At 63.2% G+C, this 11887-nt stretch carries 14 protein-coding genes; 8 read left to right on the top strand and 6 right to left on the bottom strand.

Features of this window, described 5'->3' with window-relative positions:
* Positions 1-86 precede the first annotated feature (86 nt).
* Entirely contained in the window at positions 87-1034 is a 948-nt protein-coding gene (locus QQK95_RS20245) for a glutaminase (RefSeq protein ID WP_284275947.1), read from the bottom strand.
* 4 nt (positions 1035-1038) lie between these two features.
* Positions 1039-2187, bottom strand: a complete 1149-nt coding sequence (locus QQK95_RS20240) for a pyridoxal phosphate-dependent aminotransferase (RefSeq protein WP_284275945.1) — start codon at positions 2185-2187, stop codon at positions 1039-1041.
* 147 nt (positions 2188-2334) lie between these two features.
* Here QQK95_RS20240 and QQK95_RS20235 point away from each other — a divergent pair, with 147 nt between their 5' ends.
* From QQK95_RS20235 to aat, 6 genes are all read left to right on the top strand, one after another.
* On the top strand, positions 2335-3726 hold the full coding sequence (locus QQK95_RS20235; protein WP_284275943.1) for a tetratricopeptide repeat protein: 1392 nt from the start codon (positions 2335-2337) through the stop codon (positions 3724-3726).
* 64 nt (positions 3727-3790) lie between these two features.
* A complete protein-coding gene (locus tag QQK95_RS20230; RefSeq protein WP_284275940.1) occupies positions 3791-4588 on the top strand; it encodes a DsbA family protein in 798 nt (265 codons plus the stop codon).
* 145 nt (positions 4589-4733) lie between these two features.
* A complete protein-coding gene (gene aroQ, locus QQK95_RS20225; protein WP_284275938.1) occupies positions 4734-5168 on the top strand; it encodes a type II 3-dehydroquinate dehydratase in 435 nt (144 codons plus the stop codon).
* A 26-nt stretch (positions 5169-5194) separates the two neighbouring features.
* Positions 5195-5653, top strand: coding sequence for an acetyl-CoA carboxylase biotin carboxyl carrier protein (gene accB / locus QQK95_RS20220; RefSeq protein ID WP_284275936.1), 459 nt, complete (start codon positions 5195-5197; stop codon positions 5651-5653).
* Between the two features lie 10 nt (positions 5654-5663).
* Complete coding sequence (accC, locus tag QQK95_RS20215) at positions 5664-7007, top strand: acetyl-CoA carboxylase biotin carboxylase subunit (protein ID WP_284275934.1); 1344 nt, start codon at positions 5664-5666, stop codon at positions 7005-7007.
* A 12-nt stretch (positions 7008-7019) separates the two neighbouring features.
* A complete protein-coding gene (aat, locus tag QQK95_RS20210; protein WP_284275932.1) occupies positions 7020-7637 on the top strand; it encodes a leucyl/phenylalanyl-tRNA--protein transferase in 618 nt (205 codons plus the stop codon).
* 222 nt (positions 7638-7859) lie between these two features.
* Here the strand turns inward: aat and QQK95_RS20205 are convergent, their stop codons facing one another.
* From QQK95_RS20205 to QQK95_RS20195, 3 genes are all read right to left on the bottom strand, one after another.
* Positions 7860-8246, bottom strand: coding sequence for a hypothetical protein (locus QQK95_RS20205; protein WP_284275931.1), 387 nt, complete (start codon positions 8244-8246; stop codon positions 7860-7862).
* Between the two features lie 75 nt (positions 8247-8321).
* On the bottom strand, positions 8322-8918 hold the full coding sequence (locus QQK95_RS20200) for a DUF2155 domain-containing protein (protein ID WP_284275928.1): 597 nt from the start codon (positions 8916-8918) through the stop codon (positions 8322-8324).
* 159 nt (positions 8919-9077) lie between these two features.
* On the bottom strand, positions 9078-9476 hold the full coding sequence (locus QQK95_RS20195) for an NADH:ubiquinone oxidoreductase subunit NDUFA12 (RefSeq protein ID WP_202354570.1): 399 nt from the start codon (positions 9474-9476) through the stop codon (positions 9078-9080).
* Between the two features lie 230 nt (positions 9477-9706).
* Between QQK95_RS20195 and panB the strand changes: the two genes are divergently transcribed.
* Positions 9707-10567 carry a 3-methyl-2-oxobutanoate hydroxymethyltransferase gene (gene panB, locus QQK95_RS20190; protein ID WP_284275925.1) on the top strand — a complete coding sequence of 287 codons (861 nt, stop codon included), beginning with the start codon at positions 9707-9709 and terminating at the stop codon, positions 10565-10567.
* Positions 10564-11415: a pantoate--beta-alanine ligase gene (gene panC / locus QQK95_RS20185; protein ID WP_284275923.1), complete on the top strand. Its 852-nt coding sequence runs from the start codon at positions 10564-10566 to the stop codon at positions 11413-11415. The genes panB and panC overlap by 4 nt, the downstream gene beginning before the upstream one ends.
* Before the next feature lie 28 nt (positions 11416-11443).
* Here panC and QQK95_RS20180 read toward each other — a convergent pair whose 3' ends face one another.
* Positions 11444-11788, bottom strand: a complete 345-nt coding sequence (locus tag QQK95_RS20180; RefSeq protein WP_284275921.1) for a hypothetical protein — start codon at positions 11786-11788, stop codon at positions 11444-11446.
* Between the last annotated feature and the right edge of the window lie 99 nt (positions 11789-11887).

Genomic DNA, 11887 nt, shown 5'->3' with positions numbered 1-11887 from the left:
AACAGGTTGAAGTGACTTTTTGATAAGAAAATCCCGCGCCGATCGAAAGACGGCGCGGGATTTTTCACATCCGGCAGGCTGCAAAACTAAGGCGCGAAGATCGACCAGTTCATCATTTTCGCCAGCTTCTCCATGGCGATCGAGCCCAGCTTGGAATTGCCGTTGGCGTTGAGGCCGGGCGACCACACCGCAAGCGACGCCACACCCGGCACGATGCCCAATATGCCGCCACCGACGCCGCTTTTTCCCGGAATGCCGACGCGGAAGGCGAAATCGCCGGAGCCGTCATAGTGACCGCAAGTCAGCATCATGGCGCCGATGCGCCGCGCCCGCTCCGCCGACACCACGGAGTGGCCGGTTGCCGGGTTCCTGCCGCCATTGGCGAGGAAGCGGCCAGCCATCGCCAGTTGCCGGCAACTCATGGCAATGGCGCAATGGTGGAAATAGACGCCGAGCGCCAGTTCCGGCGCGTGATGAAGATTGCCGAAGGATTTCATGTAGTTGGCGAGCGCGAAATTGCGATAGCCGGTGGCGCGCTCGGATGCGGCGACCTCACGGTCGATGATGATGGTCTCGTCGTCCGCAAGAAACTGGATGAAGCGCAGGATCTCGCCGATCGCCTCGCGCGGCTGATGGCCGGCAAGCAGGATGTCGGAGATGACGATGGCGCCGGCATTGATGAACGGATTGCGCGGGATGCCGTTCTCGTGCTCGAGCTGGACGATCGAGTTGAACGGATTGCCCGAAGGCTCGCGCCCGACCCTTTGCCACAGCGCGTCGCCGACATTGCCGAGCGCCAGCGTCAAGGTGAACACCTTGGAGATGCTCTGGATCGAAAATGCCTGGTCGGCATCGCCCGCCACCAGCACCCGGCCGTCATTGGTGACGGCGGCAATGCCGAACTTCCTTGGATCGACCTTGCCCAGTTGAGGGATGTAGGTGGCGACATCGCCGCGATCGGTACGCTCGGCCATTTCGGCGGCGACTTCGGCCAATGCCTGATCAAGTCTGGGGGCCTGTTCGAGTTCCGGCATGATGCTACCTCAACCAGCGTTCGATGCGCGCCATCGCCTCGACCATGTCGTCATGGCTGCCGGCATAGGAAAACCGCATCGTGCGGTGTCCAGCCTGGGTATCGAAGTCGCGGCCGGGCGTCGCCGCGACATGCGCCTCGGCCAGCATCCTGCGCGCGAAGGCCATGCTGTCATTGGTGTGGCGGGTGACATCGCAGAAGGCATAGAAGGCGCCGTCCATGGGCGCGGCCAGCGGGAAGCCGAGTTCCGGCAGGCGTTTCATCAGCAGTTCGCGGTTCCAGGCGTAACGGCCCTTGACCGCTTCCAGCTCTTCGGTCGCGGCAAACGCCTCGATCGCCGCGATCTGCGACAGTTCCGGCGGCGAGATGTAGAGGCTTTGGGCGATGCGTTCGACTGGCCGCACCAGCTCTTCCGGCAACACCATCCACCCGATGCGCCAGCCGGTCATGCAATAGTATTTCGAGAAGGAATTGATCACGGTGACACTGTTGCCGAAGGCAAGTGCGGTGGTGTCAGGCGCACCATAGGCCAACCGGTGGTAGATCTCGTCGGAAATCACGGCGATCCCCAGTGCCTCCGCCGTATCGACCAGCGCCGACAGTTCGTCGGCCGGTATGACGGCGCCGGTTGGGTTGGCGGGGCTCGCGAAAAGCACCCCCTTCAACGGCTTCTCGCGATGCGCGGCCTCCAGATGACCAGCATGCAGATAGGCAGCGTCGCCGAGTTCGATCTCGACCACATCGATGCCGAGTGCCGCCATGATGTTGCGATAGGCAGGGTAGCCCGGTGCCGCGATGGCGACACGGTCGCCCGGATCGAACATCGCCAGGAAGGCGAGGTTGAAGGCCGCCGACGATCCGGTGGTCACCGCGATCCGGGCGGGCTCGACTTCCAGCCGATAATGATCCGCGTAGTGCGCGGCGATCGCCTTGCGCAGGCCGGCGAGCCCCAGCGTGTCGGTGTAGCCGATGCGGCCGTCCTGCAAGGCCTTGGCGGCGGCGGCGCGAACCCGTGCTGGCGCCGGATCGGACGGCTGGCCGACCGCCATGGAGATCACCGGCACGCCCTGGGCCTTCAGCCGGTTCGCTTCGGCCAGCACATCCATGGCGTGGAATGGCTCGACATTGCCACGACGTGAGAGTGAAACGACCATTTTATCCCTATCCCGACGGTTTGGCGCGCCACGCCCCCGAATACATGCGCCGCACAAATGCCCGATTGATGTGAGGATCACAAGTTGAGGAAGTTTTCCGGTGCCGACTTTTCATCTTTCGCCCGCTCGTCTACCAGTGGACACGTCATGTTGAGCCGACCCAGATCGTCAATTGCCAGGATTGCGCGTGTTTTCACGACGCTTTCGCTTGGCCTTGCCGTCGCCGTGGCAAGTTCGGTCACAGCCTTCGCCCAGAGCGTGCCGGTGGTGCGCGATGCCGAGATCGAGGCTTTGGTGCGCGACTATGCGCGGCCGATCTTCAAGGCGGCGGGGCTCGCGAATGACGGCATCGACATCGTCTTGGTCAATGATTCCAGCTTCAACGCTTTCGTCACCGGGCGACGGCTGTTCATCAACACCGGCGCGCTGATGACGGCTGAAACGCCCAACGAGATCATCGGCGTCATCGCGCACGAGGCCGGCCATATCGCCGGCGGCCACCAGCAGAAACTGCGTGACCAGCTCGAGCGCGCCAAGACGATGGCCATCATTGCGACCTTGCTTGGCGCGGGCGCGATCGTCGCTGGCGCGACAACCAACAGCCGCGGCCTTGCCGGCGCCGGCATGGGCGTGGCCGCTGGCGGCGGCGAGATGGCACAGCGCAGCATCCTCGCCTACCAGCGTACCGAGGAGATCACGGCAGACCGCTCCGCCATCACCTATCTCAACGCCACCGGCCAGTCCGGCATGGGCATGCTGAAGACGTTCCGCCGCTTCCAGACCGCGCTATCGCTGTCGGGTGCGCAAGTCGATCCCTATCGGATCAGCCACCCGATGCCGCAGGAGCGCATCGCCAATCTCGAAGTGCTGGTGAAGCAGAGCCCCAATGTCGACAAGCTCGACCCGCCTGCGCTGCAGCAGCGCCATGACATGATGCGGGCGAAGATCGCCGTCTACATGGAAGGCCAGGCCGCCGCCGCGCGGCTGATGCAAAAGATGAGAGGCAGCCTCGCGGCGCAATATGGCGACGCCCAATCGACCTACCTTTACGGCGACATCGCCGGCGCACTCGCCAAGACCAATGCCCTGATCAAGGCGCAGCCGAAGAATGCCTATTTCCAGGAGTTGCGCGGCGACATCTTGATGAAGGCGAACAAGCCCAAGGACGCGGCGGAAGCCTACGCCAAGGCGGTCAGTCTCGATCCGGCGCGGTCCGGCTTGCTGCCTGTCTCGCTCGGCCAGGCGCTGATGGCGGTCGGTACGCCTGACTCGCTGAAGAAGGCCGTCGTGCAGATCAACAATGGCCTTGGACGCGACAAGGAAAATTCCGAAGGCTATCGCTACCTGGCGCAGGCTTACGGCGAGTTGGGTGACATACCGGGCGCGGAGCTGGCCACGGCAGAAGGTCATTTCTATTCCGGTAACTACAAGGATGCGAAGATCTTCGCCATGCGGGCGCAGCAGCAGATGAAGCGCGGCGAACCGCGTTGGATACGCGCCCAGGATATCATAAACTACAAATCGTCTAACAAGATCTAGTGAACCTTCCGGTCACGCACTGCGACACAGCCGGACCAGGAAACAGGCAAAAGGAACGAGAACGATGAAAAAGGCACTGCTGCTGGGCACCACGGGGGTCGCTGTCGTCCTTGCCATGCTGGCTTTCGGTTTCGTTGCCGGCAGCCCGCAGATTGCCAAGGCCGGTACGGCGCAGCCGGTCCAGGCTGCCGACACCAGGATCGACCGCGCGGAGGTCGAAGGGATCATCCGCGACTATCTCCTGAAGAACCCGGAAGTGCTGCTCGAAGTGCAGGACGCGCTCGAAGCCAAGCAGAAGGAAGAGCAGCGCATCGCCGCGCTCGGCGTCATCAAGGACGCCAAGGACCAGATCTTCAACTCCGCCTTCGACGGCGTCGTCGGCAATCCGAACGGCAAGGTGACGATCGTCGAGTTCTACGACTACAATTGCGGCTTCTGCAAACGCGCCATCGAGGACATGCGGGCGCTGACCAAATCCGATCCGGATCTGCGCTTCGTGCTCAAGGAATTCCCGATCCTCGGCCCGGATTCGCAGAAAGCCAGCGTCGTTTCGATGGCTTTCCACCTGATGATGCCGGAAAAGTACGGCGAGTTCCACAATGCGCTGCTCGGCGGCCAGGGACGCGCCACCGAGGCGGCCGCGATCAAGATCGCGCTTTCGCTCGGCGCCGACGAGGCGACGCTGCGCGAGAAGATGAAGGATGCTTCGATACCCCAGGCCTTCTCGAAGACCTATGATCTTGCCAACAAGCTGGCGATCACTGGAACGCCGTCCTACGTCGTCGGCAACGAGGTCGTGTTCGGAGCTCTCGGGCAGGACGTGTTGGCGGAAAAGATCAAGGCGGTGAAAGCCGCGCTTTGATCAGCCCGGAGTTTTCTTCACGGGCGCATTTCGACCTGTTGTGGACAGTGAAAGAACGCACTTGCGCTCTTTTCGCGGACGACTATGCCCGGTATAGAGGCCCAGCGCGCCGGTTTGATACCGGCGCCGGAAAAGGTCGGTTTTTTTGAAAACGGTTTTCGTCCTGAACGGTCCCAATCTCAACGCGCTCGGCAAGCGCGAGCCGGGCATCTATGGCGGCAAGACGCTTGCCGCCATCGCCGACGACTGCAAGCAGTTGGGCACGGCGCTCGGGCTCGAGATCGATTTCCGCCAGTCGAACCACGAGGGTGACCTTGTCGACTGGATCCAGGAAGCCGGCGACAAGGCTGCCGGCATCGTCATCAATCCAGGCGCCTACAGCCACACCTCGATCGCGATCCACGACGCCATCCGTTCGGTTGCGCCGCTGCCGGTCGCCGAAGTCCACCTTTCCAACATCCATGCGCGGGAATCATTCCGCCACGTCTCCATGATCGCGCCGGTCGCCGTCGGCATGATCTGTGGCTTTGGGCCGCTCGGCTACACGCTGGCGCTACAGGCGCTGGCCGCACGCCTATGACCGGCCAACAAACAGAAGGCTCGAAAATGTCGATAAAGAAGACCGGTGTTGACCAGCAACTGATCCGCGATCTGGCGGGCATACTGAACGACACCAACCTGACCGAGATCGAGGTTGAACTGGGCGACCTGAAGGTGCGCGTGTCGCGGCAGGCCCCTGCCGTCCATGCGATCGCGGCACCCCAGCCCAACTATGCGCCGGCGGCAGCCCAGCCCGCGGTCGCCGCAGCCCCGGCCACGGTCGACGTGTCGAAGAACGCTGTGGCCTCGCCAATGGTCGGCACCGCCTATCTGGCGCCGTCGCCCGACGCCAAGCCGTTCATCGAGGTCGGCCAGAAGGTCAAGGAAGGCCAGACGCTGCTGATCATCGAGGCGATGAAGACGATGAACCAGATCCCCTCGCCGCGCGCCGGCACGGTGACGGCGATCCTGTTCGAGGATGCGACGCCGGTCGAATACGGCATGCCGCTCGTCGTGATCGAGTAGAGCGGACCGGATGTTCCAGAAGATCCTCATCGCCAATCGCGGCGAAATCGCGCTTCGGGTGCTGCGCGCCTGCAAGGAACTCGGCATCCAGACGGTGGTGGTGCATTCGACCGCCGACGCCGACGCCATGCATGTGCGGCTTGCCGACGAGAGCGTCTGCATTGGCCCGCCGCCATCGCGCGACAGCTATCTCAACATCCATCAGATCGTCGCGGCCTGCGAGATCACCGGTGCCGACGCGGTGCATCCGGGTTACGGCTTCCTATCGGAGAACGCCAAGTTCGCCGACATACTGGCCGCGCACAACATCACCTTCATCGGCCCGACCGGCGACCATATCCGCATCATGGGCGACAAGATCGAGGCCAAGCGCACCGCCAAGCGCCTCGGCATCCCGGTGGTGCCAGGTTCCGACGGCGCGGTGAGCGAAGAGAAAGAAGCCAAGCGCATTGCCGCCGAAATCGGTTATCCCGTGATCATCAAGGCTTCGGCCGGCGGCGGCGGGCGCGGCATGAAGGTCGCGCACACCGAAGCCGACCTCGAGGTCGCCCTGCAGACGGCGCGCTCGGAAGCGGGTGCGGCTTTCGGCGATGACGCAGTCTACATCGAGAAGTACCTGCAGAAGCCGCGGCACATCGAAGTGCAGGTGTTCGGCGACGGCTTTGGCCGCGGCGTGCATTTCGGAGAGCGCGACTGTTCGCTGCAACGGCGCCACCAGAAGGTCTGGGAAGAGGCCAATTCGCCGGCGCTCAACGCCGAGGAGCGGTCCCGCATCGGCGGCATCTGTGCCAAGGCCATTGCTGATCTCGGCTATTCCGGCGCCGGCACGATCGAGTTCCTCTACGAGAATGGCGAGTTCTATTTCATCGAGATGAACACGCGCCTGCAGGTCGAGCATCCGGTGACGGAAGCAATCACCGGCATCGATCTCGTGCATGAGCAGATCCGCGTCGCTTCCGGCGGCGGGCTTTCGGTCAAGCAGGAAGACATCAAGTTCAATGGCCACGCCATCGAATGCCGCATCAACGCCGAGGATCCGCGCACCTTCACCCCCTCGCCCGGCACGATAACGCATTTCCACACGCCGGGCGGTCTCGGCATCCGCGTCGATTCGGGCGTCTATTCCGGGTACAAGATCCCGCCCTATTACGACAGCCTGATCGGCAAGCTGATCGTGCATGGGCGCAACCGCGTCGAATGCATGATGCGGCTGCGGCGGGCTCTGGATGAATTCGTCGTCGACGGCATCAAGACGACGTTGCCGCTGTTTCGCGATCTGGTCGGCAATGCCGACATCGCCAATGGCGACTATGACATCCACTGGCTGGAAAAATACCTGGCCAAGGAAGAGTAGTCCGGGGACGCGATGACCCGTCCTTACGCGCCCGGCTATCGCATCCCCACCGACCTTCTGCTCAAGGCCTACGCTTCGGGCGTCTTCCCGATGGCCGAAAGCGCCAGCGACCCGGAAGTGTTCTGGGTGCGGCCGGAGACGCGCGGCATCATTCCGCTCGACGGGTTCCACGCGCCCAAAAGCCTGAGGAAGACGATCCGCAAAAACCCGTTCGATATCCGTTTCGACTTCGATTTCGAAGCGACGATCGACGGCTGTGCCGAAAAGCGCGAGGAGCGGCGCTCGACCTGGATCAACGCGCCGATCCGCGAGGCCTATGTCCAGTTGCACCGCATGGGCCACTGCCATTCGGTCGAGGCCTGGCATGAGGACAAGTTGGTCGGCGGCCTCTACGGCGTGTCGCTCGGCCGGGTGTTCTTCGGCGAAAGCATGTTTTCCAAGGAGACGGATGCGTCGAAGATCTGCCTCGTGCATCTCGTCGAGCGCTTGAAGGCGCGCGGCTTCGATCTGCTCGACACGCAATTCACCACCGAGCACCTCAAGCGTTTCGGCGCCGTCGACGTGCCACGCGGCAAATATGAGAAGATGCTGGCCGAAGCACTGAAGGGCGAGGCGATCTTCTTTCCGTGACTGGGGTAGCTTCGATGTCGAGCGAAAACTACCTTCGAGCGGATATGCGGCCAATTGTTCAAGCGCTGATCGAAAATGGCAGAGACGTCACAATGGGTCAGCTCAACCAATTGCTTCCCAGGCGCGAATTCAGTTCAGCCGAGATCTAAGACATAATGGCTGCTCTCTTCGAGCATGGAATACACATCACCGAGTGAACTATCCATCGGACCACCCAGAGGATCAGCCCTTCGCTGCAGCCTCCAGCGGCGTCTGCGAATGGAACATCATCTTCCAGCCATTGACGCGATGGACATAGCCGGTGCTGACCAGCGCAGCGTAGGGTTCGCCGTTCTCGCGTGTCGCATGCGCCTCGTAGGTCAGCATGATGATGTCGCTGCCAGGCTCGATTATGCCCTTGAGCTCGATATTGAGATCGCGCCAGCGATTGGGCTTGGTCGCGGTCTTGGCCAAATCGGCATTGTCCATCGCCTTTGCCATTTGCGGAAAGGCCACCAGGCATTCCGTGTCGGCATTGGCCGCGTAGTAGGCCGCATCGCCCGTCCAGAACCCTTTTTCCAGTTCCAGCAGTTCTTTCTTGCTGGCGGTGATTCGCTTGCTGTCCGACATCGAAATATCCTCCGGGCGCATCGATGCGCGGTCGTCGGAGGTCCAACGCATGGTGGCGACGACGGTTCCCAGGGATCAGTTGGTGCCTGACGTATCCGGTTCCGTGGGATCGGACTGTTGTGCATCCGGGCTGGCCGCAGGCTGGGCGGCGGCAGGTTTGGTCGCGGCCGGCTTCGAAGCGTTGGCCTTGGTGGCATCGGCTTTGGTTGCGTCGGGCGCCGGCACATCCGACTTCTGTTTGCATTCCTTCAGCCAGACGTCATAGACGGCATGCTCGACGGCGTTGAGGCCCGGGCTTTCGGCGAACATCCAGCCGGTGAAGATGCGGCGGATCTTGCGGTCGAGCGTGATCTCGTCGACCTCGACGAAGGAATCGGTCTTCGGCTCCTCGTTCTGCGGCCGGGAATAGCAGACACGCGGCGTCACCTGCAAAGCGCCGAACTGCACCGTCTCGTCGATGTAAACATCGAAGGTGATGATGCGGCCGGTGATCTTGTCGATACCGGCGAACTCGGCAACCGGGTTGGTGATGCGATCCGATCCCGCGGGCGCGGCCGGTGCCGGAGCGGCGGGGGCGGCCGGCGTGGGCGACGCTGCAAAGGCCGCGGTGCTGACGGCGAGGCCGGCGGCTAGCGTCAGACCGCCCGTCGATATCCGATTGAAAAAGCTCATATAGGGGTACCGGTGGTTCGCGCCCGGGTGATTCCGTCGATCGCCAAGGCTAGTCGCCGTTTTCTGATCAGCAAGCAGCTAAACACCAATTGTGGCGATAAAGGACCGGCCCGCACTTCGTGCTGTGACAAGTCGGGGCGCCGTTGCAAGCCGGGGCCGTTACGAACCGGGCGTCCAGGCGTCGTAGTCACCCGTGACCTGCGGGCGATGCTGATTGGTCAGCACCGAGCCCTTCGGGCGGTAGGCCGCCGGCGTGCCGGTCAGATTGGGCTGGTGCGGCTTCTGCCAGTCGCGCGGCTTGTAATCGTCGCTCGGCGGCGCGAGGTCGACGCGGTGGTGGATCCAGCCGTGCCAGCCGGGCGGAATGGCCGAGGCTTCCGAATAGTTGCGGTAGATGACCCAGCGGCGCGTGCGGCCTTCCGAATCGATGCCACCTTCGTAATAAACATTGCCGACCTCGTCCTGGCCGACCCTCTTGCCATACCGCCAGGTGTGCAGGCGTGTTCCCAGCGTCTGGCTGTTCCACCAAGTGAAAAACTGCGTCAGGAACGTCTTCATCTCAGAACCCTTTGCGCTGGCGGCGCCTGTTTCCTGCTTATGGCGTCAGGCCTGCGGGAAGGCAAGGGTTTTGCCGCGGGGAGCGCGCAAATGGCGCGCCGGGGTGCCGACACAAGCCTGTGATCCCGAGGGGCGGCAGGATGCACGCTTGCCAAGCCTTTCGGCTCTTTCTAAAGCTCAGCGCGCCCATGCGGATATCCGATCCGGCCATGGGCCGAAGGAGGTGACGATTGGCCACGAAACTGCCGACCACCGACATTCGCATCGGCCCCGAGCTGATTCGCCGCCGCAAGGGCGGCATCCCGTTGGTCTGCCTGACCGCCTACACCTATCCCGTCGCCCGCCTGCTCGACCCGCATGTCGACCTGCTTCTGGTCGGCGACAGCGTGGCCATGGTCCTGCATGGCCACGAGACGACGCTCGGCGCCTCGCTCGATATGATGATCGCGCATGGGCAAGCCGTGATGCGCGGCTCGGCCAGGGCCTGCGTGGTTGTCGACATGCCGGCCGGCAGCTACGAGGATTCGGCGGCGCTGGCCGTGGCCTCTGCGCGGCGCATCGTTGACGAGACCGGCTGCCAGGCGGTGAAGCTTGAGGGCGGCGTCGACATGGCCGGGCAGATCGCGGCAATCGTGGCCGCCGGCATTCCGGTCATGGGTCATATCGGCCTGCTGCCGCAATCGGTGGAGAAGGATGGCGGCTACAAGATCAAGGGCCGCACGGACGAGACTGTCGCGGCGTTGATGGCCGACGCACGTGCCGTCGAAAAGGCCGGCGCGTTCTCCGTGGTGATCGAAGGCACCATCGAGGCGGTCGCCGCCGACATCACACGCCGCATCGCCATTCCAACCATCGGCATCGGCGCCAGCGGCGACTGCGATGGCCAGATCCTGGTCATCGACGACATGGTCGGGCTGACCGTCGACCGCGTGCCGAAATTCGTCAAGGAATATGCCGATCTGCGCCGTGTGGTCGCGCATGCCGCCGAGCGCTATGCGGCGGAGGTGCGAGAGCGGACTTTCCCTGGCCCAAACCATGTCTTTTCGGGTTCAAAAGCCTCTTCGGACTCAAATGATGGGGATGAACCATGAGCCGGCCTGACGTCGTCGACAGCGTCGCCGCACTTCGCGCGCAGGTCAGTGGCTGGCGGCGCGATGGCCTGCGCGTCGCCATGGTGCCAACCATGGGCGCGCTGCATGAGGGGCATCTCTCCCTGATCAGGATCGCCAGGGAAAAAGCCGAGCGGTGCGTGGTGTCGATCTTCGTCAACCCGACGCAGTTCGCGCCGAGCGAGGATCTCGACAAGTACCCGCGCCAGCTCGCCCGCGACCTGGACCTGCTGGCGACGGTCAAAGCCGATCTTGCCTTCACGCCGACGGCCGACGCGATGTATCCCGCCGGCTTCGCCACCAGGATCTCGGTCGGCGGTCCGTCCGCCGGGCTCGAATCGGACTTCCGCCCCACCTTCTTCGAGGGCGTTGCCACCGTGGTTGCCAAACTTTTTCTGCAGGCGACGCCTGACTGTGCGGTCTTTGGCGAGAAGGATTACCAGCAGCTTTGCGTCGTCAGGCAGCTCTGCCGCGACCTTGACCTGCCTGTCGAGATCATCGGCGCCCCGACCATACGCGACGCGCATGGCCTGGCCATGTCGTCGCGCAACGCCTATCTCGGCGAGGCCGAACTCGCTGTCGCCCGCCAGCTCAACGTGATCCTGCGCAAGGCGGCAGCGGCACTGACCGCGGGCGCGCACCAGGACGACGCGACCGGTGAGGCCGACCGCGCGCTCATCGCCGCCGGCTTCCAGAAAATCGACTATGTCGAGGCCCGCGAAAGCCTGACGCTAGCCCCCTGGCGCCGCGACCGCGCGGGGCGCCTGCTTGCGGCGGCCTGGCTTGGCAAGACGCGGTTGATCGACAATGTGGAGGTTCCCACCGTCTAGGTGACAATACGGCGGTTTGCCGCCGCACCTAGCTCTCGCTCTTTCGTCCGCCGGTCCTGACGAGCAGTTGTCCCGCCACGATCCCAGCCACTCCGGCAAAGGCCTTCACAAGGGCATCGATGAGACGTGCGTGACGGCTGGGATCTATGATCTGAAGCAATTCCAGTATGCCTGCGGTAGCAACCACGAAGATCACGGCTTGATACACACGATTTGGGAAGCCGAGTGCCACGGCGAGGCCAAGCAACAGATAAGCCAAGGCGCGCTCAACATTCGCATCGGCTATGTGCGGCCGCACCTGGATCGGCGACAGGGTTGCAAGAACGATGATGGCGAGCAGCGCCAGGGCTGCAATGCGCGACAGCTTAGTCATGTCCCTGAATATCCGTCGTGAGCCGGCGCAGCAAATGCGACAATGACGCATGCCCGAATGGACCCGATAGGTACTTCGCCGCCGCTGCGAAGTACCGTC

The sequence above is a fragment of the Mesorhizobium huakuii genome (genome assembly GCF_030160235.1).
GTDB classification, from domain to species: domain Bacteria; phylum Pseudomonadota; class Alphaproteobacteria; order Rhizobiales; family Rhizobiaceae; genus Mesorhizobium; species Mesorhizobium huakuii.
The sequence above is the reverse complement of the archived record's forward strand: the minus strand, read 5'-3'. Positions and strand labels throughout refer to the sequence as shown.

Excerpts from the sequence above, each read along its gene's own strand:
- QQK95_RS20245 (WP_284275947.1), bottom strand. The coding sequence starts at position 1,034 with ATGCCGGAACTCGAACAGGCCCCCAGACTTGATCAGGCATTGGCCGAA.
- QQK95_RS20240 (WP_284275945.1), bottom strand. The coding sequence starts at position 2,187 with ATGGTCGTTTCACTCTCACGTCGTGGCAATGTCGAGCCATTCCACGCC.
- QQK95_RS20235 (WP_284275943.1), top strand. The coding sequence starts at position 2,335 with ATGTTGAGCCGACCCAGATCGTCAATTGCCAGGATTGCGCGTGTTTTC.
- QQK95_RS20230 (WP_284275940.1), top strand. The coding sequence starts at position 3,791 with ATGAAAAAGGCACTGCTGCTGGGCACCACGGGGGTCGCTGTCGTCCTT.
- accB (WP_284275936.1), top strand. The coding sequence starts at position 5,195 with ATGTCGATAAAGAAGACCGGTGTTGACCAGCAACTGATCCGCGATCTG.
- accC (WP_284275934.1), top strand. The coding sequence starts at position 5,664 with ATGTTCCAGAAGATCCTCATCGCCAATCGCGGCGAAATCGCGCTTCGG.
- aat (WP_284275932.1), top strand. The coding sequence starts at position 7,020 with ATGACCCGTCCTTACGCGCCCGGCTATCGCATCCCCACCGACCTTCTG.
- QQK95_RS20205 (WP_284275931.1), bottom strand. The coding sequence starts at position 8,246 with ATGTCGGACAGCAAGCGAATCACCGCCAGCAAGAAAGAACTGCTGGAA.
- QQK95_RS20200 (WP_284275928.1), bottom strand. The coding sequence starts at position 8,918 with ATGAGCTTTTTCAATCGGATATCGACGGGCGGTCTGACGCTAGCCGCC.
- QQK95_RS20195 (WP_202354570.1), bottom strand. The coding sequence starts at position 9,476 with ATGAAGACGTTCCTGACGCAGTTTTTCACTTGGTGGAACAGCCAGACG.
- panC (WP_284275923.1), top strand. The coding sequence starts at position 10,564 with ATGAGCCGGCCTGACGTCGTCGACAGCGTCGCCGCACTTCGCGCGCAG.
- QQK95_RS20180 (WP_284275921.1), bottom strand. The coding sequence starts at position 11,788 with ATGACTAAGCTGTCGCGCATTGCAGCCCTGGCGCTGCTCGCCATCATC.